This is a genomic window from Clostridioides sp. LIBA-2809 (assembly GCF_056688965.1).
Window position 1 is genome coordinate 3,003,438 of sequence record NZ_CP197004.1, and the last position, 24,371, is coordinate 3,027,808.

At 28.8% G+C, this 24,371-nt stretch carries 22 protein-coding genes; 1 reads left to right on the plus strand and 21 read right to left on the minus strand.

Features of this window, described 5'->3' with window-relative positions:
* Positions 1 to 2: 2 nt before the first annotated feature.
* From ACTG44_RS14235 to yfmF, 21 genes are all read right to left on the minus strand, one after another.
* Positions 3 to 266 (minus strand): YlmC/YmxH family sporulation protein, encoded by a 264-nt coding sequence (locus ACTG44_RS14235; protein WP_021385512.1) that lies wholly within the window; start codon positions 264 to 266, stop codon positions 3 to 5.
* A 104-nt stretch (positions 267 to 370) separates the two neighbouring features.
* Positions 371 to 1,144, minus strand: a complete 774-nt coding sequence (sigG, locus tag ACTG44_RS14240; protein ID WP_021385524.1) for an RNA polymerase sporulation sigma factor SigG — start codon at positions 1,142 to 1,144, stop codon at positions 371 to 373.
* A gap of 91 nt (positions 1,145 to 1,235) precedes the next feature.
* The gene (gene sigE / locus ACTG44_RS14245; RefSeq protein ID WP_021385541.1) at positions 1,236 to 1,958 is read right to left on the minus strand and encodes an RNA polymerase sporulation sigma factor SigE; all 723 of its coding nucleotides are present in this window, start codon (positions 1,956 to 1,958) and stop codon (positions 1,236 to 1,238) included.
* A gap of 24 nt (positions 1,959 to 1,982) precedes the next feature.
* Positions 1,983 to 2,828 carry a sigma-E processing peptidase SpoIIGA gene (locus ACTG44_RS14250; RefSeq protein ID WP_079747033.1) on the minus strand — a complete coding sequence of 282 codons (846 nt, stop codon included), beginning with the start codon at positions 2,826 to 2,828 and terminating at the stop codon, positions 1,983 to 1,985.
* A gap of 319 nt (positions 2,829 to 3,147) precedes the next feature.
* Positions 3,148 to 4,422, minus strand: coding sequence for an ABC transporter substrate-binding protein (locus tag ACTG44_RS14255; RefSeq protein WP_479919257.1), 1,275 nt, complete (start codon positions 4,420 to 4,422; stop codon positions 3,148 to 3,150).
* A gap of 273 nt (positions 4,423 to 4,695) precedes the next feature.
* Positions 4,696 to 5,853, minus strand: a complete 1,158-nt coding sequence (gene ftsZ / locus ACTG44_RS14260) for a cell division protein FtsZ (RefSeq protein ID WP_021385415.1) — start codon at positions 5,851 to 5,853, stop codon at positions 4,696 to 4,698.
* A 188-nt stretch (positions 5,854 to 6,041) separates the two neighbouring features.
* Positions 6,042 to 6,395 carry a small basic family protein gene (locus ACTG44_RS14265; RefSeq protein ID WP_021385508.1) on the minus strand — a complete coding sequence of 118 codons (354 nt, stop codon included), beginning with the start codon at positions 6,393 to 6,395 and terminating at the stop codon, positions 6,042 to 6,044.
* Between the two features lie 98 nt (positions 6,396 to 6,493).
* The gene (locus ACTG44_RS14270) at positions 6,494 to 7,168 is read right to left on the minus strand and encodes a DUF881 domain-containing protein (RefSeq protein WP_021385504.1); all 675 of its coding nucleotides are present in this window, start codon (positions 7,166 to 7,168) and stop codon (positions 6,494 to 6,496) included.
* 4 nt (positions 7,169 to 7,172) lie between these two features.
* Positions 7,173 to 7,871, minus strand: a complete 699-nt coding sequence (locus ACTG44_RS14275) for a DUF881 domain-containing protein (protein ID WP_021385446.1) — start codon at positions 7,869 to 7,871, stop codon at positions 7,173 to 7,175.
* A 22-nt stretch (positions 7,872 to 7,893) separates the two neighbouring features.
* On the minus strand, positions 7,894 to 8,634 hold the full coding sequence (locus tag ACTG44_RS14280) for a cell division protein FtsQ/DivIB (protein ID WP_479920670.1): 741 nt from the start codon (positions 8,632 to 8,634) through the stop codon (positions 7,894 to 7,896).
* Positions 8,635 to 8,904: 270 nt separating this feature from the next.
* Positions 8,905 to 10,131 carry an undecaprenyldiphospho-muramoylpentapeptide beta-N-acetylglucosaminyltransferase gene (gene murG / locus ACTG44_RS14285; protein ID WP_021385369.1) on the minus strand — a complete coding sequence of 409 codons (1,227 nt, stop codon included), beginning with the start codon at positions 10,129 to 10,131 and terminating at the stop codon, positions 8,905 to 8,907.
* Between the two features lie 17 nt (positions 10,132 to 10,148).
* Positions 10,149 to 11,279 (minus strand): stage V sporulation protein E, encoded by a 1,131-nt coding sequence (gene spoVE / locus ACTG44_RS14290; RefSeq protein WP_021385452.1) that lies wholly within the window; start codon positions 11,277 to 11,279, stop codon positions 10,149 to 10,151.
* A 51-nt stretch (positions 11,280 to 11,330) separates the two neighbouring features.
* Positions 11,331 to 12,686, minus strand: a complete 1,356-nt coding sequence (gene murD, locus ACTG44_RS14295; protein ID WP_479920671.1) for a UDP-N-acetylmuramoyl-L-alanine--D-glutamate ligase — start codon at positions 12,684 to 12,686, stop codon at positions 11,331 to 11,333.
* Between the two features lie 18 nt (positions 12,687 to 12,704).
* Entirely contained in the window at positions 12,705 to 13,670 is a 966-nt protein-coding gene (gene mraY, locus ACTG44_RS14300; protein ID WP_021385460.1) for a phospho-N-acetylmuramoyl-pentapeptide-transferase, read from the minus strand.
* Positions 13,671 to 13,713: 43 nt separating this feature from the next.
* Complete coding sequence (locus ACTG44_RS14305; protein WP_479917275.1) at positions 13,714 to 15,087, minus strand: UDP-N-acetylmuramoyl-tripeptide--D-alanyl-D-alanine ligase; 1,374 nt, start codon at positions 15,085 to 15,087, stop codon at positions 13,714 to 13,716.
* 166 nt (positions 15,088 to 15,253) lie between these two features.
* On the minus strand, positions 15,254 to 17,233 hold the full coding sequence (locus ACTG44_RS14310; RefSeq protein ID WP_479917276.1) for a stage V sporulation protein D: 1,980 nt from the start codon (positions 17,231 to 17,233) through the stop codon (positions 15,254 to 15,256).
* Between the two features lie 11 nt (positions 17,234 to 17,244).
* A complete protein-coding gene (locus tag ACTG44_RS14315) occupies positions 17,245 to 17,592 on the minus strand; it encodes a hypothetical protein (protein WP_021385411.1) in 348 nt (115 codons plus the stop codon).
* A 478-nt stretch (positions 17,593 to 18,070) separates the two neighbouring features.
* A complete protein-coding gene (gene rsmH, locus ACTG44_RS14320; RefSeq protein WP_479919260.1) occupies positions 18,071 to 19,006 on the minus strand; it encodes a 16S rRNA (cytosine(1402)-N(4))-methyltransferase RsmH in 936 nt (311 codons plus the stop codon).
* Positions 19,007 to 19,035: 29 nt separating this feature from the next.
* Entirely contained in the window at positions 19,036 to 19,782 is a 747-nt protein-coding gene (lgt, locus tag ACTG44_RS14325) for a prolipoprotein diacylglyceryl transferase (RefSeq protein ID WP_479917277.1), read from the minus strand.
* Between the two features lie 354 nt (positions 19,783 to 20,136).
* On the minus strand, positions 20,137 to 21,423 hold the full coding sequence (gene yfmH, locus ACTG44_RS14330) for an EF-P 5-aminopentanol modification-associated protein YfmH (RefSeq protein ID WP_021385478.1): 1,287 nt from the start codon (positions 21,421 to 21,423) through the stop codon (positions 20,137 to 20,139).
* 14 nt (positions 21,424 to 21,437) lie between these two features.
* A complete protein-coding gene (gene yfmF / locus ACTG44_RS14335; RefSeq protein WP_479919261.1) occupies positions 21,438 to 22,703 on the minus strand; it encodes an EF-P 5-aminopentanol modification-associated protein YfmF in 1,266 nt (421 codons plus the stop codon).
* Between the two features lie 315 nt (positions 22,704 to 23,018).
* Between yfmF and ychF the strand changes: the two genes are divergently transcribed.
* Positions 23,019 to 24,116 (plus strand): redox-regulated ATPase YchF, encoded by a 1,098-nt coding sequence (gene ychF, locus ACTG44_RS14340; RefSeq protein ID WP_479919262.1) that lies wholly within the window; start codon positions 23,019 to 23,021, stop codon positions 24,114 to 24,116.
* Positions 24,117 to 24,371: the final 255 nt, after the last annotated feature.

The window sequence follows — 24,371 nt, forward strand, 5'->3', positions numbered from 1 at the left end:
AACTATATCTCAAATTCATCCAAGCTTAATTCTGAACCTATATTTACTATTATTGTATCACAACCTATTTTAAGTATATCATTCCAAAATATAACTTCTTCATCCCCTCCTCTTGAAAAAAAATTTCTATTTCCATCTCCAAAAATGGTAAATGAGACTACCTTTCCCTCATGAATATCCATATCTATGTCTATTATAAATCCCATCCTTTTTCCATTTTTTACATTTATAATTTCTTTTTCCATTATATCAGAAACTCTAATCATATTATACTCACCCTTTCTTTAAAAATAAATATGTATTGAGTTAAAAAAAAATGACCTATATAGGTCATTTAAATTTAAAATAATGTTTACAGTCCATGGATTACTTATACATACTTTCTCATATTTTTTAAAGCATTTTTTTCAATTCTTGATACTTGCGCTTGAGATATACCGATTTCATCAGCAACTTCTATCTGCGTTCTTCCTTTATAAAACCTTAAATCTAATACCAACTTCTCTCTACTATTTAATTTCTTAATAGCTTCTTTAAGTGATATTTCTTGCAACCAATTTTCGTCAGTATCTTTTTTGTCTTGAACCTGGTCCATAACAAATATTGCATCTCCATTATCTTGATATACTGGGTCAAATAAAGATATTGGATCTTGTATGGCATCTAGTGCCATTACAACTGACTCAACTTCTAATTCTAATTCTTTTGCTATTTCTGATACTGTAGGTTCTTTAGAATTTGTTCTAATTAGTCTTTCTCTAACTTGTAGTGCCTTATATGCTATATCTTTTAATGACCTACTTACTCTAATTGGGTTATTGTCTCTTAGATATCTTCTAATTTCTCCTATAATCATAGGAACAGCATAAGTTGAAAACCTTACATTTTGACTTAAATCAAAGTTATCTATAGCTTTTATAAGACCGATACAACCTATTTGAAATAAATCGTCTATGTTTTCTCCTCTGTTGTTAAACTTTTTTATTACACTCAAGACTAATCTTAAATTCCCTCTTACAAACTGCTGTCTAGCTTCTTCGTCACCACTTTTTATTTTTAATAAAAGTTCCTTCATTTGCTTATTTTTAAGAACTGGAAGTTCCGATGTATTAACACCACATATTTCAACCTTATTAACTTGCATACATTTTCAGTCCTCTCTCAAAAGTATTCATCTATTGAAATTATTTACATTTCCAATTTTTTTATACTTTTTAAGAAGAATTAATTTAGCATTATACAAATTTTTTCATTTCTTTCTGTAATCTTGAAATTATTTTCTTTTCAAGTCTAGATATGTAAGACTGAGATATTCCAAGCATTCCAGCAACTTCTTTTTGTGTTTTTTCGATACCTTTATCTATAAGTCCAAACCTTAATTCCATAATTTGCTTTTCTCTATCGCTTAATCTGTCGAGTGCCATAACCAATAAATCCCTATCTATTTCTTCTTCGATTATTTTGTATATTTCATCATTTTCTGTACCTAGAACATCAGATAGTAAAAGTTCATTTCCATCTAAATCTATATTTAAAGGCTCATCAAATGATACTTCTGTTTTCTTTTTATTATTTTTCCTTAAGTACATTAATATTTCATTTTCGATACATCTTGAAGCATAAGTTGCCAATTTTATATTTTTGTTTAGTTTGAAAGTATTAACTGCTTTTATCAAACCTATAGTTCCTATAGAAATTAAATCTTCTACATCTATACCTGTATTTTCAAACTTTCTAGATATGTAGACTACTAATCTCAGATTTCTTTCTATCAAAATTGATTTTACACTTTCATCTGTTTCCAGTTTTTGTAAAATTTCCATTTCTTCTTCTGGCTTTAATGGAGGAGGAAGTATATTTGCCCCTCCCATATAGTATATTCCCTTTGGCTTTATTATTTTTAATTTAATACCTAACATAGTAATAAAGCTTATAATTCTCTCTTTCAATCGTAACATATCTTGTCCCCCTTAAATTTTCACCTAAAATCCAGGCAATATATTTGGATTCATTATTGCTCCATATTCTCTATCATTAAAATTTGATATACCAAGTATTATATTTCCTATCTTCTGCTCATCTACTTCTACATAGTCAGCTTTTAGACCTATTATTATGCTTGTCTTATTACTTCCAGCATGTTTATAAGGTATTATCCTAACTCTACCTGACGTTTTATCATCTAGGCTTCCTATAATCTCTTGTGCTTTCTTCATATCTATGTCTTCATAATTAATATTTAATAGATTTTCTGGAATAAACCCTTCTAACACACTTGACTTAACTATTATTACATCACTTTGACTTATTGGGTCTTTTAATAAGTTCCCACTATCCACTAAAGCTTTACAACAAAAACTCTTTTCTAATAAGTTTATATTTATGGTCTTTGTAAGTTCCTTGATGTATTTAAGCATTTTCAAATCTTTATAAATGTACTTTAACAATTCACAACTTACATAAGTACATGCAATTAAGAAAGATATTTTTAAATGACTTATTCCTGTAAAATAAATTATAAAATAAGTGCTTCCAGAAATAAAAATGTTTACTAAGTAAAAAACTAATGCTACATGAACATAATCTTTTTTACTCTTACTTCTAAATGAAATTAAAGTTATTATACTCATAATTATTATTTTGAATGGTACTGTGAATAATATGTTCATTGATGGATACAAATAAGCAACAGAATAGGCACCTCCTAAACTAGCCCCCAATAACTTATTTTTTTTAGGATTGTATTTTTTAGTGAGAATAGAAGTACAACTTATAATAATATAATTTATTACTAGGTTTTCTATAACATAGTACTCAATATACACCATGTATCCCCCCTTAAAACCTTTAAACATATTATAAGATAGTATGTACAAAATTTTATGTCACTTTTGATGGTCGAATCCAAAACAAATTCTATTTAAAAATAACAATGATATATGTCTTATACTTTATGTCGCCAAAAGATATTTTTTTAGTATCAAACAAATAAGCTTTTTTGTAGAATCTAAGATATCTAGGTAGAAGTTATTAGTTCTTTTTGGGGTATATTTTTATAAAAAAAAGACTATGTAACCTAATAATATATCAAGTAAATTTTTTACTTGTATAAAATTAAATTACACAGCCTATAAATTTAAATTCAAATTATTGTGCTAATAATCCGTTTGCATATTTTGCAGAATCATCTAGTGCTTGTTCTGGAGTTATATCTCCAGCTATCATCATTTGAAGTTGTTTCCATAAGTATTCATATATCTCTACTCCATGAGGTCCAACAGTCAATGGTCTATACATATGTTTATCTTTTGTTACCATTTCTTCAAATCTTGGGTCTCCTTGATATTTTTCACCTTTTGCAACTGGAGCTCTTGGTATTTCTTTATGGAAAGCTTCCATTGATTCTTTGCTTAACATATATTCAAGAAGTTTAAATCCAAGCTCTTTATTTTTACATGCTGACATTAATGTTAAATCATCTACTGATGCAAAACTACCAACTGTCTTATCTTCTAATGAAGTTACATATCCCCAGTTTAAATCTGGAAATGATTTATCAAAAGTGCTTGTAGCAGCAGAAGATAACATTATAGTAAATGCAGCTTTTCCTGGCCCAAATACACTTTCAACCATTTCATTGCTATCTTTTGATAAAGCATTGTCTGGTATATATTTTTTCATATCATTTATAAAGTTTGCAGCTTTTAAACCTTCTGCATTATTAAATTTAACTGATTTTAAATCATCATTATATATATCTCCACCAGCTTGCCATAAATAAGGATACCAGTTCCAGTTTAAGCTTCCAAATACTTTAGAACCCCAACCTTGTGCAAGACCCCACTGGTCGATTTTTCCATCTCCATCAGTATCTTTTGTTGCTTTTTCACAAATTCTTTTAAAATCATCCCATGTTTTAGGAGGCTTCTCTCCTAATTTTTCTAGTATGTCTTTATTATAATACAATACACCTGGGTTAGCAGCTTCTATAGGTAATCCATAAATACCACCCATCATTTTTGCATTATCTAAGTATAGATAATTATCTGAAGTTCCTGATTTTTCTAGATAAGGTGTCAAATCTTCAACTGCACCCATTTCTATAAATTGAGGAAACATCTCTGCATACATGTATCCTATATCTGGACCTTCACCTGCACTTATTGCAGTTGCATATTTTTCTGCATAGTTATCCCAAGGTACTATCTGGAATTCAATTTCACAATTATTTTCCTTTTCAAATTTCTCCAATATTGGTTTCCATGCATCTGCATCATGTTCTGTCAATGGTGCAGACCATACAACTAATTTTTCTTTACCATCTTTACCTTTAGAATCTTCTTTTTTTGAACATCCAGCAAGAATTGATACTGATAAAACACCTACCATCACTAAAGAAAGAATTTTTTTTAGCTTAATCATGCTTAATCCCCTTTCAGACTTTAATTTGTCTTTTTCCTCAAATATTTACAATTTAATTCAGATTTAATATTAACAAATAAGACTACCCTTGTCTAATCATAAAAAACTATACTAACTCTTACAACTATCATTTTTTTCTATATGTATTGTTTTTATTCATTTATTAAAAAACTTCTTTTACATTTCAAAATATTGCAATATATTTTTATGTCTTAGGAGTTTAAATTAGGCAAAATAAAAAGAAGTCTACTGACTTCTTTATAAGCTTACATATTATCTTCTTCTTCTTAGGAATGTAGGTATCTCCATGCTCTCATCATCGTCTTCTTCAATTATACTTGCTTTTTTAGGAGCTTCTATTTTTTCCTCAACAATTACTTCTTCTTCAATTTCTTTTACAGCTTGTTTTACTGTTGTATTTAATGAAGAACGTATGCTTGACTTAGGCTTAGTATCTAAGTCTAAAATACCACTTTGTAATCCTTCAAATCCTGTTGCGATTACTGTAATCATTATTTCATCGCCTAAGTCTTCTTTTATAGAAGCACCAAATATAACATTTGCCTCTGGGTCACAGGATTCCATAACTAAAGTAGATGCTTCATTAACTTCAAATAATCCTAAGTTAGGTCCACCAGTAACGTTAAGAAGAACTCCTTTAGCTCCTTGTATTGATGTTTCTAGAAGTGGAGACTGAATAGCTTGTCTAGCAGCATCTATTGCTCTAGTCTCACCACTAGCACTACCTATACCCATATGAGCAAGACCCTTATCTTTCATTATAGTAGTAACATCTGCAAAGTCTAGGTTTATTAACCCTTCAACTGCTATAAGGTCAGAAATTGATTGTATACCTTGTTTTAATACATCATCTGCAACTGCAAAAGCATCTAACATCGAAGTATTTTTTTGTACTATCTGTAAAAGTCTATCGTTTGGTATTGTTATAAGAGTATCAACTTTTGATTTAAGTTCTGCTATTCCACCTTCAGCATTTTTCATTCTTATCTTACCTTCAAATGCAAAAGGTTTTGTAACTACACCTACTGTAAGTATACCCATTTCTTTTGCTAAGCCTGCAACTACTGGAGCAGCTCCTGTACCAGTACCACCGCCCATTCCGGCTGTAACAAAGACCATATCAGCTCCTTGAAGCAATTTCACTATTTCGTCTTTACTCTCCTCAGCAGCCCTTTTTCCTACTTCTGGATTTGCTCCTGCACCAAGTCCTCTAGTTAATTTTTCTCCTATTTGAACTTTATATTCAGCTTTTGATGTATATAAAGCTTGTTTATCTGTATTTACTGATATAAATTCAACGCCTTTTAGTTGCGCTTCTACCATTCTATTGACAGCATTGTTTCCACCGCCACCTACACCTATTACTTTAATTTGTGCACATTCTTCTAATTCTACGTCAAAGTTTAGCATCATAAACCCCCTTCTCTCATGATTCAAAGTTATCGTATGTATTAATTATATCATTTTCTTCTTTTATTTTGTTAACCTTTAAGTAACATATTCCACAAAAACGTAAATTTTCCTTTTTAATTTTCTTACTTATATTGTCAAATATTACTCTTGAGTATAAAATAATTTACGTATATATCAAATGCTCTTTAATTTTTACGTTTCTTATTCATAATATTGCTAACAACATAACGTCTAATTATGGATAAATTATTAAATAATCTCATACCAAAAACTAATACAGCAACATAGTAAAGAGAAACACCTAATTTTTCTCCTATATAAGTCAATAATATAGCCAATATAGCATTCCCTATGAAGCCAGTAACAAAAATTACATTGTCATAGTTATCTTCAAAACTGGATTTTATCGCTCCAAAAATAGAATCCATTATTGCAAGAATAGCTACTGACATATATATGGAATAATCCATAGAATATGTAAATGGAATGTAGTAACCTACTACCACACCAAATGCCAATCCTCCTAAAACCCATATCATAAATCCTCACCTCTTTATTTTACTTTGAAACGCAACTATATTACAATCCTTTTTATTAAATTTTCTTATTTTTTCTTTATTTTTTTATATTTTTCGCTTTATTTTGCGAATAAATCCACTTTATTTCCATTATTTTCCTGTATTTTTATATTGATTCCATATATATCTTTAAGAGACTTAGCATATGATTCTGGAGAATTTATAGCAGCACTCAATAAATCTATATCTCCTATGGCTTTTATTATAAATGGTTGTCCATATGTAGTATCATTTACTGTGATAGTAGCTCCTGAACATTTTATCTTGCTAGTTGATAGTACTCTTTCTCCATTTATAGAAATTGCTTTTGCACCAGCTTTTTTTAAATCATTTAAAACTCTTAAAATATCAATGTCATGTATAATCAAGTCATTTGGATTCTGGCCATCTTTTAATTCTCTGTCACTATCCTTCATAGTAATCGTTATGCCTGGCCCTGTAACAGTTGAATAACCGCTTAATTCTTTGACTTCTTCAAGCTCTTTTTTCATAAGTGTTTGTATAGATTCATTTCCATTCTCTTTTGCTTCTTTATATTCATTCAAAGTTTTTTTGTTACTTTTAAGCGCTTCTTTTAAATGTTTTATTTCTTTCTTTGTATTTTCTATCTCACTTTCAATACTTTCAGTCTGACTCAATGTTATGTACACTTTATTTGGGTCTAGTGATTTTATATAAGTTGATATGAAAACGCCTAATATGAATGCTCCTAATATAACCATTTTCTTTTTCATACTATTAGTTCCTCTCTACTTTGTTTATATCACCATGTCCATCTATTTCTACATTGTCTTCTTTAGTTACTTTTACCTTAGCATTATAATACGTTTCTATTTCCCAGACAATACCATATTTTATATTAAGTGCAGAAGATAATGTATCAGAATCACCAATTGCTTTTATTATAATTGGCTCTTTTATAACAGTGTCATTCATGTAAAGCTTATCCTCTTTTAAATACATATATGTATTAGAAACTATTCTCTGGCCATTTATAGATATAGCACTTGCTTGTGCTGAATTTAATTTATTTATCATTGATAGTAATAAATCATAGTTATATAATATACTATCGTTTTTATCAGAGCTTCCTAAGTCTTTTACAGAATTTATCTCAACTTTTATTCCTTTGCCTTCAACATCTGTATATCCAGCTAATGTTTCATATTTTTCTATTTCTGACTTAATTATATCTTGTTCTCCTTCATCATTTTTACCTCTATAAGTCTCTATATCTTTCTTCACACTATTAATTTCTGACTGTAAATCCTCTTTTTCTTTTTTTAGAGATTTAAGTTCTTCTGTAAGTTGCTCTCCTCTTTTAAAAGTTGTCATACCTCTATTTTCTATATTAATAATTTTAAGCTGTAAACTAACAAGAACACCTAATACAATGCTTCCTATGATTATACTTTTATTTATAAATCTTTTTTTCAATATATCACTTCCTTACAATTGTCTATCCTTCAGGACTATACACAGCTAATTTTCCATAATTGAGATTTATAGTCCCTCCATCGGTATTTTTATTTTGCAGGTCAATCAGAATTTTACTTACCCTAGATATATTATAATCTAAGTTATCATCATTAGAAAGTAAGATTTTTATATTACTTCTTGTAAGCATATCTATATTGCTTTCTTTTCTTAAGTTTACATAATTTATTTTTCTATAAAGTCCTTCTTCTTTTAAAGAATTTAAAGTTTTAAATACATTCTCTTTAGTTTTATAATTTTTAAATTTTATTGCTTTATCATCATCAACGCTATAATCTACATCTACTATTAAATCTTTTTTACTTTCATTAGAACCTCTAAGTTCCTCCAACAAATTACCTTTCTTATCTATATAACAATAATTATCTTCATCTTTTAATACTGCAAAGATTTCTTTTTCTTTTAAACTTATAGTTATTTTATTTGGAAATTTTCTTTTTATTTCTACATTTTCTATATATGGATTTTTCATAAGATTATCTTTCATATATTTAAAATCATATGCAAATATATTTTCATGTAAATTTATATTTAGTTCTTTCATTATATTTGATTTAGTCACTCTCTTATTTCCTACTATATCTATTTTCTTTACATCAAATAAATCACTTTTTACAATCATACATATCCCAAAAGATAGCATAAGTATAAAGACTAAAACTATCATGACATTATTCGTATTTAACTTCCTTCTCTTTTTCAAATATAATCAACCCCTTTGGTTAATAAATACACCTTTAGAGCTTATTTTTCCTACAAGAAAATTATAATATTTAAAGTCAAATTTTTTCATTTTCTTACAAAACATCTAAATAAAATGTAAATAAATAGAAATAAATCAATATTTCATCAAAATAAATACAAAAGGATATATATATTTTTATATCTTTAGACTTGTGTACATACAAATAAACCCCTAATTTATAATAATTTAGAAAATCTAATATATTATAAATTAGGGGTAAATATTGACTTACCTTTTCTTTATTCCTATTACTTTGGCTTGACCTTCTATACTTGGAGTTGCTTCTTTTTTTATTTCTTTTACTTCTTCAACAACTTTTTCTTTTTTTGTTTTTTTAGATGATGACTTCTGCGTTGAATTGTATACTTTTATTATCTCATCGTATATAAGGTCTATGGCTTCAGGTTTCCCTATAGTTTTGCTTGCATTTGCCATATCAACCAAAAGTTCTCTATCTCCTAAAAGTTTAAATACTGCTGTATTCAGGCTCTCTGGAGTTAGGTTTTTTTCTAAAATTGCAATCCCTGCCCCTTGCTTTTCTATACTTTTAGCATTATACTCTTGATGATTTTCAGCAGTATATGCTTTAGGTATTATTATAGATGGCTTTCCAAGAGCTGTTATTTCAGCTAATGAAATTGCTCCTGCACTACCTATAACTAAGTCACTTGCTGCAAGTGCATTTGCCATATCTTCCAAGTAAGGTACAACTTTTTGGTATGGCTTAAGATTTATATCGCTAATACTTTCCATAAACTCATCATAATAGCTTTTCCCTGTGGCAAATATAAAAGCTATATCTTCATTTACCATGTTCTTTATTACAAGTCTCATTGCATCATTTATTTTCCTTGAGCCTCCACTACCACCATAACAAAGAACCATTCTTTTTTCTTCACTTATTGCAAGATTCTTTCTTGCAATATTTTTTCTTGATAATAAAATTTCTTTTCTAACTGGATTTCCTGTAAAAACTAGTTTTTCTTCTGCTGCCTCTGGAAATCTTTTATGTGAATCTTCAAAACTTGTAAGTACCTTAGTAACCGTTTTAGATAAAATCTTATTGGTTACACCAGGAAAAGAATTTTGCTCATGTATTATGGCTGGTATTTTCCCCATAGACGCATTAAATAAAACGGGTCCACTAACATATCCACCAGTTCCTATAACTACATCTGGTTTAAACTTCTTAACAATCTTTCTTGATTGCTCCAAACCTTTAAAAAGCTTAAAAACTCTTTTTACATTATCAAAGTCTATTTTTCGCTTGAATCCTTGTACTGTTACAGTCTTTAATTCAAATCCATACTTAGGAACTATTTCTGATTCTATTCCTTTTTCCGTCCCAACAAAAATTATCTCAGCGTCTGGATGCTCATCTCTTATTTTGTTAGCAATAGCTATAGCTGGATACACGTGTCCTCCAGTTCCACCGCCTGATAATAAAACTTTCATCAAATCATCATCTCCTGTTAATTAATTTTGACATGCTTTGAGATGTTTAACACTATGCCTATAGCTCCCATAAAGATGGTGAGCGAGGTTCCCCCATAACTTATAAATGGTAGTGCCACACCTGTAGCTGGCATTGATGATGTTGCAACTGCTATATTTAAAGCTGCTTGTATTCCAATTTGTGCCCCTATACCTATGACAACCATACAAGCAAATACATTAGAAGTCTTCAAAGCTATTCTTACACATCTGTAGACCAAGGCTACAAATAGCATAATAACTATTATACAACCAATCAATCCTAACTCTTCTCCTATTATAGCAAATATAAAGTCATTTTGTGGCTCTGGTATATAAAAATACTTTTGTTTACTCTTTCCTAAGCCTAAACCAAACAATCCACCTGAACCAAGTGCATATAAACCTTGTATTACCTGATACCCCTTGCCAAGAGGGTCTTGAAAAGGGTCTAAAAACGATGTGACACGGCTAAGTCTATAAGGTTCAGCAATTACCAATGCAGCAAATAAAGCAGCCCCACTTCCAATCATAGCAAATACAATTTTCATATCCATTCCAGCAACAAATATCATTACAAACGTAACTAAAATTACAGTACCTGCTGTTGATAGATTTGGCTGAAGTATTATCAACGCAAAAAATATCCCTGGAACTACGAGAAGTGGTACAACACCTTTTGTCAAAGATTTTATCTTATCATAATTTTTTTCAATTAATTTTGCAGTTAATATTATTGTAGCAAACTTAGCTATTTCTGCGGGCTGAAATGTTAAGGCACCTATTCCTAACCATCTTTTTGCTCCGTTTGCTTCTATCCCTAAAGGGGTTAAAACTAACAATAATAATACTACTGCTATAGCTCCAATTGCTGTAGCATTTTTCTTCCAAAAACTATAATCTATCCTTGATGTAATAATCATAACTATAAACCCAAGTATAGCATATATTACATTCTTTTTTAGAAAATAGTACGCATCATTGTGTTTAAATGAAGATTGTATAAAACTTGCACTAAACACCATAACTATTCCTACAAATACTAAAAGCATAGTAGTATAAAATACTACTCCATCAAATTCAGTCTTCATCCTTATGTCAATTTGTTTTTTCAAATTTTCTTTAGGCATCCAACTAATATACCTCCATTCTTCCATTTAAGTAAGTTTAGAGGTAAGAGATTATTTTAAATTGTTTACATTATCTTTGAAGTCTTTTCCTCTTACTTCAAAACTTTCATACATATCCCAACTTGCACAAGCTGGTGAAAGAAGCACTATATCTCCACTTTTTGAAATCTCATGAGAAGTATTAACTGCTTCTTCCATATCTTTTACTATATGTATGTCATTAAATCCTTTATTTTTTGCACAATTTTCTATCTTTGATGCAGTTTCTCCTAACAAGACTACTGATTTAACATATGACTTTGCAGTTTCAAAAAGTTCATCAAAATTACTGCCTTTATCCATTCCTCCTGCTATAAGTATTATTGGTCTATTGTAAGACTGTACAGCTTTTATAGTAGAGTCTGGATTAGTCCCTTTTGAATCATTTACATATATTACATTGTCTAAGTTTCGTACAAACTCTTGTCTGTGTTCAACGCCTTTAAATGTCATCAATACATCTCTTATAACGTCTAAATCAACTTTACAGACATATGCTATTGCTATAGCTGCCATACAGTTTTCTAAATTATGACCTCCAGGTAAACTTACATCATCTTTATTTAGAAATTTGATTTTATCATCTATATCTATTATTATGTCATTATTTTCTAAATATACTCCTCCATTTACTTTTTGAGTTCTTGAAAAGTAAATTACTTTAGCATTACATTTGTCAGTTAGACTTTTTACTGTCTCATCATCATAGTTTAATATACAAAAATCTTCAGCAGTTTGATTCATAAATATATTTGCTTTTGCTTCTATATATTTTTCCATAGTGTGATGTCTGTTTAAATGGTCTTCTGTGATATTTAGTATAGCACTTACTTTAGGTCTAAATTCATCTATACTCTCAAGTTGAAAACTGCTTAGTTCAGTTACAAGCACAGACTCTTCATTTGAAGTTTCTATAGTATCTATTACAGGATTTCCTATATTACCAACTACATATGTATCTCTTTTTGCTCTCGAAAAAATTTCTCCTACCAGGCTAGTTGTAGTTGTCTTACCATTTGTACCTGTAATCCCTATAAAAGTTGGATTATTTGATAATTTAAAAGCTAATTCTACTTCACCAATTATATACTTACCCGAATTTTTTAATTTCAAGATAAATGGTAGGTCTAGTGGTACCCCTGGAGATACTACTACCATATCTATACTATCTACATCCTCTGGATGATGTCCTAATATGTATTCTATGTCATTTATAGATTTCAATTCATCAAGTATGTTTTTCAATTTATTTTCATCTTTAATATCATTCACTATTATACTTGCACCTAATTTATCTAAATGTTTAATTGTAGATATACCAGTTTTTGCAAGTCCTACTAATAAAACTTTTTTTCCTTTTAAGTTCATTTTTAATTCCCCCTAGGCCTAAAATACTGCTATTATACTTATCCAAGCTAAAACAACTGTGATAATCCAAAAAACGAATACAACCCTTGTCTCTGGCCAACCACATTGTTCAAAGTGATGGTGTATTGGAGCCATCTTAAAGAATCTCTTTCTTGTCGCTTTAAAATATCCAACTTGAATCAAAACCGATAGAGCTTCTGCAAAATAAATTCCTCCAATTATAGGTATTATAAGCACTGAATTAGTTAGAACTGAAAATGCTACAACTGCTCCACCTAATGCCATTGAACCCGTATCTCCCATAAATACCCTTGCTGGATATGAATTAAATCCTAAAAAGCCTAAACATGCTCCGACAGTTGCTGCTGCTAAAACTGCAACTTCTGTGTTTCCAGCAATAGAACTTGCAAATAGCATAAAAAATACAGAAACTATTAAAGTTACTCCTGACGCCAATCCATCTAAACCATCAGTTAAATTCACAGCATTTACTATTGCTACGATTATAAACATCATTATTGGTATATATAATATTCCAACATTTATTACAAAATCTGTAAATGGTATCATAAGTTGTGAAGCACTTGATGATGATGTATACTGATAAAAAGCAACATAAAAAGATAATGCAACTTGAAGGATTATTTTTTGATATGCTTTTAGTCCAAGTGATCTTTTTAACTTTATTTTTATAAAGTCGTCTAAAAAACCAATAAAACCAAAACCAGCAATACATATAAGACCTACTGCCATATCATGACTAACTTTTACTCTTGTAAGTCCAGTTATTAGAATTGCAACTATCATTATAATTCCACCCATAGTAGGTGTTCCATTTTTAGCTAGATGTGTTTGAGGTCCATCATCTCTAACTGTCTGACCAAATTTAAATTTTCTAAGCATTGGTATAAATATTGGTCCTATTATAATTACTATTAAAAACGCAATCAATGCGGTGTACGTAAGCTCTGTTATTCCTAACATCGTAAAACTCCTCTCCCTTGTCAATCAACTCATTAGTTTAAGCTTATTTATTTAGATATTCGACTATTTTTTCTAATCTCATGCCTCTTGAGCCTTTTACTAAAATAGTGTCTCCTGTTTTTACTAATTCGTCTAACTTGTTAAGTACTTCTTCTCTATTCTCAAAGTGATATATATTGGCTGGGTTGAATCCTAATTGTTTTGCCTCTTCTCCAATAAACACTGATTTTTCACCTATAGTTATTATAACATCAGTATTATTCATAGATGATTTTCCTACTAATCTATGACCATACTCTGAAATTTCACCCATTTCTAGTATATCTCCAAGTATTGCTACCCTTCTACCTTTATATCTTCCAAGTATCTTTAAAGCAGCATCCATAGAATCTGGACTAGCATTATATGAATCATTAATTATTGTTAATTTTTCATTTTTTATTATATCTAGTCTCATTTTTGTCCCTTTGAAATTTTTTAAACCTTTTTTTATATAATCTAAAGAAATATTTAGACACATTCCAACCAATATTGCAGACATAGCATTATATATATTATGTTCTCCTATTGTTGGTATAAATATTTCCTCTTTTTTTCCATCTATAACGCATATAAATGTAAGACTATCTTCTTCCATAGTGTAACTTTCACAATAAATATCATTATTTTTGTTGAATCCAAATGTTTTTAGTTTATATACATGTTCTTTTTCTTTTAATGTAGATAAAAACTTATCATCTCCATTTACAATTAAAGTATTTGTTTCATTAAAGTTAGAAGTAATTTCCATCTTTGCTTTTAAAATACCTTCTTGTGAACCTAGTTTTTCTACATGTGATAATCCTATGTTTGATATTACTGCAATTTTTGGATTTACTATATCTACTAGATATTTTATTTCATTAAATCCAGACATTCCCATCTCTATTACAGCACACTCATGTTCTTTATTTAAATTAAATAAAGTCAATGGAACTCCAAAATGATTATTTAAGTTCTTTTCATTTTTTAATATGTTTAGTTTTGCAGATATGGCAGAATATATCATATCTCTAGTCGTAGTTTTTCCTACACTACCTGTAACACCTATAAATGGAATATCAAATTTTTCTTTATAATATCTTGAGATATCTCCTAGGGCTAAAGATGTATCTTTTACCTCTATTAAATTTATATCCGAACTTTCTAATTTTATTCCATTACTTTCACTTTTTATAAAAGTTTTGCATCCATTATCATATGCAGACTTTATAAATGTATGCCCATCTAAATTTTCTCCAACTATGGCTACAAATGCATTTTGGGCATTTGCTTCCCTGCTATCTATAACTATATCACTTACACAGTCATTATAATCTCCATATATTAACTTCCCATTAGTTGCAAGTACTAACTCTTTTATTGTTAAGCACTCCATTATCAAACTCCTCCTTTAAAACCTTAGTTATATTGTCTTAGCAACAAAAGGCAATGTATACCGTTATATATACATTGCCTACGATAACTCTTAACTTTATAATTATATACTATATTTCTGTTTTTTTGAAGATGTTTATGGGTATATGTTAATTATCTGTTACTTTTTACTTTTCAAAATATAGTGTTATACTTGAATCCTCATTAACTTTTACTCCAGGTTTTGGGAAGATATCTTTTACCTTTGTATTCTCTGGAAGCTCTATATCTGTATCTAAGTCTGGTTTTAACTTCGCATCTTCTAACGCCTTTACAGCATCACCTATTTTTAAATTTCTTACATCTGGGACTTGAACTTGTTTCTTTTCATATTCAGCTTTTTCTTCTTCTTTATATACTGGTTTAACGCCTAAATATTTTAAGGAATCATTCATTATTTCCTTTACTATTGGCCCTGCTGTAGTACTACCAAATGCACTCACTCCTGTTGGCTCATCAACAATAGCAAGAACTACAATTTGAGGGTCATCACAAGGTGCTATTCCAACAAATGAACATATATATTTTCCTGGAGCATACTTACCATCTATAACTTTTTGAGCTGTACCAGTTTTTCCACCAAGTCTGTAACCTGGTATATATGCTATCTTTCCTCCACCTTCACTTACAACTGACTCTGCAATTTCTAACATTTTCTTAGATGTTTCTTTAGATATAACACTTCTTACTTTTTTTGGTTTTACTGTTTCAGTTATATTACCTTTGTTATCAGTATAAGATTTTACCACTCTTGGTTGCATTAAATCTCCACCATTTGCTATTGATGATATAGCTGTTATAAGTTGTATTGGAGTCACTGATATAGATTGACCAAACGATATTGTAGCCAGTTCAACTGGACCTACATTTTTTTCGTTATACAGTATTCCTTTAGCTTCTCCTGGTAAATCAATTCCAGTCTTATCCATAAGACCAAAAGATTCTATATAATCATACATTTTTCCAACACCTAATCTACTTCCTAACTCAACAAATACAGGGTTGCAAGAGTTTTGTACTGCTTGTTTAAACTCTTGTGTTCCATGAGGTCTATAGTGTCTCCAACATTTAATCTTTCTTCCTCCAACAGTTACACTACCTGTACAGGTGAATTTCTCACCATCTTTAATCACTCCTTCTTCAAGAGCACTAGAAGATGTGATAAGTTTAAACGTAGAACCTGGCTCATATGTATCACTTACTGCTGGATTTCTCCACATTTGATAATAACCTTTTATTTTTTCTTTATCATTATACTTTTCAAGTTCTTCTTGATAATATGGATATATTGGTGTTCTAGAATCATTAGGGTCATAGTCTGGTTTTGATGCTAGAGCAAGGATATCACCAGTTTTAGGATTCATAGCTATTGCAGTAACCTTTTTTGCATTGTTTATCTCATAAGCTTTTTGTACTGCTTTTTCAGTATAGTGTTGAATTACTTCGTCTATAGACAAAACAAGCCCATTACCTTGAACAGGTTCATAATATTTTTCCATTCCTTGTGGTATTTCTCTACCTGAAGCATCAGTACTTACTATTAATTTTCCAGGTTTTCCTTTTAATTTTTTATCATATTGCATTTCTATACCAGATATACCTGTTGCATCTGAAGAAGTATGTCCTAGTACATATGGTGCAAAATTTCCATATGGATAATATCTTTGATTATCTTCTGCTACCCATATTCCACCTAATTTAGCATCTCTTATTTGAGTTGCCTTATCATCATCTATCCATCTTTTAACTTTTACAAGAGCCATATTCTTTTTGCTTATTAAAGCATAAATATCTTTATAGTCTTCATCCAAGATATCAGCTACCTTTTGAGCTGCTTCTTTTTTGTCTTCTACTTCTACAGGTTTGCACCATACAGTGTACTTAGTTACACTTACTGCTAACTCTTTCATATTTCTATCATATATAGTTCCTCTTTTAGGTTCTATTGGTATATCTCTGGTCTGTTGTTCTAGTGCTTTTGTGCTTAACCAATTTCCTTTCATAAGTTGTAGGTATCCAGTCCTGATAACAAGACAAAAAAACAATGCACATGCTAGAATAAGAACGAGTACCAATCTTTTTTTACTTATCCTCTTTACTTTTCTCAAATCTATTCCCCCTAGTTATCCACATCTATATACTTTATTTGTCCATCTTTTGGATAGTCCATATTGAGCAATTCTTTTGCCTTTAGCTCAATTTCTTTTATCGATGTTTTTTCAGTTTCTTTTGCCTTTAGTTCCTCTAGTACTATCTCTTTTTTTCTTAAATCTTTTTGTAAATAATAAATGTCATATTTCATTTCTGAGATTTTTGAATAACCACATAGATTCAATATTATTACTATAAAGGTTGTAATCAATAAAATACATTTAGTCCCTATTTTTTTATTATTTCTCTTTTTATAATTATTCTTTTTCTTATTTTTATATTCATTTAGATTATGTATTTTATAATTTTTTTTCAAATTATCACCCCGATAATATAGATTTTAGATTTTCCTCTATACTATATTTGTTATTATTCATATCTCTTCCTCTAAAATTCAATTGCTAAATTAATACACTATTGAACAATCTAATTGTAATTTTTTCTATACACAACAAAAAAACCTATAAATTCACTTATACTCTTATATTGAATCTATAGGTTATATACTAATTTTTATTTATTTTTATTACTTATATTATATTAAGATAATATTTTCCATAAGTACAATATGCAACTAGTTTATCTATTTTCTATTACTAATCTCTTCATTATATTATCTATCTCGATATTTTTGTATTTCAATCTTCATAACTTATATCAGTAACAAAAATATACCTTATACCATCAACTGTATCGCAATTACCTTTTAATGCAACATAATCTATCATACTTTTTAATTGTGTATAATAGCTCTCATTTACACAAGCTTATTCTTTAATTCTAGATTGTAAAAGTTATATTTTTTCTGCTACTCTTAACTTAGCACTTCTTGAACGTGGATTTACTTCTATTTCTTCATCACTTGGTAATATTGGTTTTCTAGTTATTATTTTTACCTCAGATTCTTTATCACACTGGCATATAGGCAAATGCTGTGGGCATATACAATCTGATGCTAGATATTTAAATGCATTCTTTACTATTCTATCTTCCAATGAATGAAATGTTATTATACATATTCTTCCACCATCATTCATTATAGAAGAAGCATCATTTATCATCTTCGTAATTACTCCAAGCTCATTATTTACTTCTATTCGTATAGCTTGAAAAGTTCTTTTAGCTGGATGAGGTCCATCTATTCTAGCTTTTTTAGGAATGGCTTTTTTAATTACATCTACCAATTCACCTGTAGTTTCTATTGGTTTATTTGCTCTTTCTTCAACTATAAATTTAGCTATACGTTTAGCCCAGTTGTCTTCACCATAATCTTTTATTATCTTAGCAAGTTCATCTTCTGTATAAGTATTTACAACATCATATGCAGAAAACTCACATCTGACATCCATCCTCATATCAAGTGGTGCATCTTGCATATAAGAAAAACCTCTATCGGCTTCATCAAGTTGATGAGATGATACTCCTAAATCTGCTAGTACCCCATCAATCCTGTGAACTCCTATTTTTTCTAACTCTTCTTTTATATTTTCAAAATTGCTATGAACAAACTTTACTCTACCTTCATATTCACTCAATCTCTCTCTTGCTGTATTTATAGCATTTTTATCTTGGTCAAATCCTATAAATAATCCTTTATCTGATAGTTTTTTTACTATCTCTTTAGAATGACCTCCTCCTCCCATAGTACAGTCTACATATACTCCATCTGGCTTTATATTTAAATTTTCTATACACTCATTTAAAAGAACTGATACGTGATGAAATTCCATAGTTACCTCCCTTAAATTCACTATTTAAACTATTGTTCACTAATATTGTTTTTATTTCTCTTTGATAAATAAATATGTGCAATTATACCACCAATAACTCCAATTAGACTTATAACTTGTGCCATTCTAAGTGGTCCTAACATTAAACTATCTGTTCTTAATCCCTCTATAAAAAATCTTCCAATTGAATATAGAGTTACATAAGTAACTATAACTTGACCTTCATATTTTTTATTTTTTCTAAATAGCAATAAAATTATAAATATGCCAAAATCCCATATAGATTCATATAGAAAAGTTGGATGCACCTTTACTCCATCAACCATTATTCCCCAAGGTAAATTAGTCGCACCTCCATGTGCTTCTCCATTAATAAAATTACCCCATCTTCCTATAGCTTGTGCTAAAGGCATTCCAAGTATAACTGTATCAGCCATTTTTAAGAAGTTAATATTTTTGACCTTAGTGTATATATAACCTGCTAATATTCCACCAATTAAACCTCCATGTATAGCAAGTCCGCCACCTCTAAAGTTGAAGATTTGAGACATATTTTGAGCATAATAACTCCAATTAAATACTACATAATAGATTCTTGCACAGATTAATCCAGCTGGAATGGCTATTATAGCTACATTTAATACATCGTCTTCTTTAATGCCTACTCTTTTTGATTCTTTTATTGCAATTAAAGTCCCTAAAATCATTCCACATGCCATAAGAATTCCATACCACATGATGTCTATTCCAAACAGTGTAAATGCCACTCTATCCATAACTTCACCTCTTCGTATTAATTAAAAATATTTCCAAAGCAATATATTATCTTTACAATTAATTGTAATTATACTAAATTATGATAACATATTAATGTTAATTCTACAAAAAATATTAAAATCAATTCTACAAATACCTATAATATACTACATATATTATACCAATATAATTGCTATAAAATTCTTTAAAATCAAAGAGATTGGTACATTTATGCACCAACCTCTTATACATTTTTATATACGATTCTTAAATTTTTCAACTTAATTTACATAAATTTATTTCTTATTTAAACAAGATAAGTATTCAAACTTACGATTTAGCATTTATCTAGTTATTCTTATTATATTAAATCTTTATTTAGGTTCTACAATAGAAATAACACAATACTCTTCTTTAAAGTGTTCTTTTAATCTTTCTTCCACTTCATCAAAAGTAATATCTTTAATAACATCTAAATAATCCAATATATTTATATCCTTAAATATATAAGATATAAAACTGTTTGCTATAAAGTTTATTGAATCAAAGCATTTAATAAAAGAACCAATTTTTTTCTTCTTAGTTCTTTCAAATTCCGCTTTAGATAAACCTTCTTTTTTTGAGTTTTCTATATACTCAATAATTATATCTTTTACCTTTTTAGGTTCCTTAGAATCTCCTGCTATTATACTAAAAGCATAATCTACTTGAGATGAAAATCCAGCTCCAAAATTTTCATTTATTAATCCTTGCATATATAAATCTTCATAAAGTTTACTTCCTTTTTTAAATAACATACCTACAAGTATGTCAGTTACAATCTCTTTACGTAAAAGCTCTTTTCCTTTTAAACCAACATTACTATCTTTAAATCCTATATTAAACATAGGCATAGATATAGGAAATTTTTCTATGACTTCTTTTTCTTTTACACTTTTAGGTTCTTCTGGATAAAACCTTTCTATACTCTTAGAAAGTTTATCTACATCATAGTTATTTGATTTTTTAGTTACATCTATAACTTTTTCTACATCCAAATCACCAACAACAAATAAAGCCATATTTCCTGGATTATAAAAAGTATTGTAACATTTATATAGTTCTTCTTTAGTTATTTTATATATGCTATCTACTGTTCCTGCTATGTCAATTCTAGCAGGATAATTTACATACATTGCCTTCAAACAATTAAAATATACATTCCAGTCAGCGTCATCATTATACATTTTTATTTCTTGTGCTATTATACCTTTTTCCTTTTCAACATTTTCATCTGTAAAATAAGGTGTTTGTACATAGTCAATTAAATGTTCTAAACTCTCATAAAAATTTTCAGTAGCAGAAAATAAGTATGCTGTCATTGTAAAATTAGTAAATGCATTTGCATTTACTCCTAATTTAGAAAATTTATCAAATGCATCTCCTCCATCAGGTTGTTCAAACATTTTATGCTCTAGAAAGTGTGCTATTCCTTCATTTACTCTAATTTTTTTATCTTCTCCAATTGGTATAAATTCCAAATCATTTGAGCCATAATTAGTAGCCAAAATAGCATATTTTTTAGTAAAACCTCTTTTAGGCATAAAATATACATCTAGCCCATTTTGTAATTTTTCATAATAAACTTCTTCTCTTAATATATCATTAACTATTTTTTCCATAGACATTTCCTCCATTAATTTCTCAAAAAGTATATAGTATCAAGCTCTATACCTTTTATAGCTTCCACTATATCCTCTTTAGTAACTTTTTCTATACTAGATATTATGTCTTCTACTTCAGAATTTGTCTTTGACATAGACTGAGAAAAAGCAAAATCAGACATACCACCTATATTATCCGTTATAGATTTCATAGAGTTAACTAAGGCAAGTTTACTGTTTTCTAATTCTTCATCAGATATATCTCCTGCTTTTATACTTTCTACTTGTTCTTTTATCAGTTTCACAGCTTTATCATAATCTTTAGTTTCTATACCAGAAGATATAAACATAATACTTTTATATTTTTCTATTGAAGAAAATATATAATAACATAAACTTTCTTTTTCTCTTACATTCACAAATAATTTAGAATGAGGTCCGCCACCTAATACATTGCTTCCCACAACAAGAGCATAATATTTATCTGTATCTGCATAATCTATATTTGCTCTATAACCCATAACTAGCTTACCTTGAGTTATTTCCATTTGTTCATCTACAACTTTTACTTCATCTACATTTTTTATAAAATCTGCTCTTGGTATATCTATAATATCTTCTCTTTCAAATTTTAGATTCTTACTTATTATATCTATAACTTTATCTTCATCAAAATCACCTTCTACAACTATATCTATTGGTGATGTTTTAAGTATATTTTTATAATGTTCATATAAATCTTTTGGAGTTATACTATCTATTTCATCTTCATAACCAAATTCACTTATACTATATCTTTCATCTTTACACATAGCCTCAATACATTTGTCTTGTGCATATTCTTTTTTATCATTTATTACTGATTGTATTTTTTCCCTTAAATTTTCTTTTTCAATGTTTAAATACTCTTCTTTAAATCCACCATCTACAACAAGCGTGTTATTTATTACTTCATTAAAAAATTCCACTACTTCTTCAAATATACTCTCATCTAAATATTTTTCACTTATATTAATTATTTTGAAACTCAATACTTGGCGTTCTCCACGCTTTACAGCATCAGCTCCCATAGATGAACCATATAAATCATCTAACTTATTAGATATTGCTCTAGCACTAGGATATTTTTCACTTCCACTTGCTATTATTGATGGAATTAGAGCATTTTTTGTAGTTTCTTTTTCATCAAGTAATCTTTGAACATATAAACTTATAAGATTTGATTTAAACTTTTCTGTTTTTATCAAAGTAAGATTAATATTATTACCCAAATTTATTATTTTCTTAGTATTAACCATATGTACCTCCTATTTTTATTTAAACATCAATTTTCAAATTGAAATTTATTTATTTTCTAATTGTATATACTAACATATAAAAACCTTCTATTTAATTATATCCTTTTTATTATTTTCTAAAAGCAATATTTTTATTTAAATTAAATTCAAATATTATTTAAATCAATATGCTTTAAAGTCTAGTTTACAAGCTTAATATATATGATGTATAATCAATATGTATGTCTATAATTAAAACAATTTTACAATCCTATAGATTGATTGTTTAAAGTTATATAAAGAATATAAAAAAGAATAAGAGAGAGGACGATTAATATGAAATTAGGTATAGTTGGTTTACCAAATGTAGGTAAAAGCACACTATTTAACGCAATAACTCAAGCAGGTGCAGAATCTGCAAATTACCCTTTTTGTACGATAGACCCAAATGTTGGAGTTGTATCTGTTCCAGATGAAAGATTAAACAAGCTACAAGAATTATATAATTCTGAAAAGATAGTCCCTACTGCTATAGAATTTTGTGATATAGCTGGTTTAGTTAGAGGTGCTTCTAAAGGAGAAGGTTTAGGAAATAAATTTTTATCACATATAAGAGAAGTTGATGCAATAGTCCATGTTGTTAGATGCTTTGAAGATGAAAATGTTATACATGTAGATGGTTCTGTAGACCCACTTCGTGATATAGAAACTATAAACTTAGAATTAATTTTCTCTGATATAGAAATTCTTGAAAGAAGAATTCATAAAACTCAAAAAGCTGCTAAAGCTGATAAGACTTTAGGTTCTGAACTTGATTTATTAAAATCAATCATGTCTACTTTAGAAGATAGTAAATGTGTAAGAACTATGGAATTTACAGAAGATGAACAAGTATTCGTAAATTCACTAGATTTACTTACATCTAAACCTGTTATATACGCTTCAAACGTATCAGAAGATGATTTAGCTGATAATGGAGAAAATAATAAGTATGTTCAACAAGTTAAAGCATTTGCAGAAACAGAAGATGCTGAAGTGGTTGTTGTATGTGCACAAATAGAAGCAGAAATTTCTGAACTTGATTCTCCTGAAGAAAAGAAAGAGTTCTTAGAGACATTAGGTCTTGAACAATCAGGACTTGATAAACTTATAAAATCTTCTTACGCTTTACTTGGTTTAATTTCATTCTTAACTGCTGGTCCAAAAGAAGTTAGAGCATGGACTATAAAAGTTGGAAGTAAGGCACCTCAAGCAGGAGGAAAGATACATTCTGATATAGAAAGAGGATTTATAAGAGCTGAAACAATAGCTTTTAATGATTTAGTTGAGCATGGTACTATGGCTGCTGCTAAAGAAAAAGGGTTAGTTAAATTAGAAGGTAAGGAATACATAGTTAAAGATGGAGATGTAATATTATTTAGATTTAATGTCTAAAATGATTAACGTTGTACACTTTGACTATTATATGTATGATAACTAGAAGATTAGACTTATAATAATAAATTTTTTATTATCTGCAATAATTATATAAATTTTTTATAAAAAAGAGAGTTATTTCAAATGGTTTATAATAATCATAATGAAAAGCTCTCTTTTTTATTATGATAAAATATAATCTATCACATATAACAATTAAATTCATAAGTTAATTGTTTGCTATTTAATAAAACTTTAATCTAAAATCTTAAT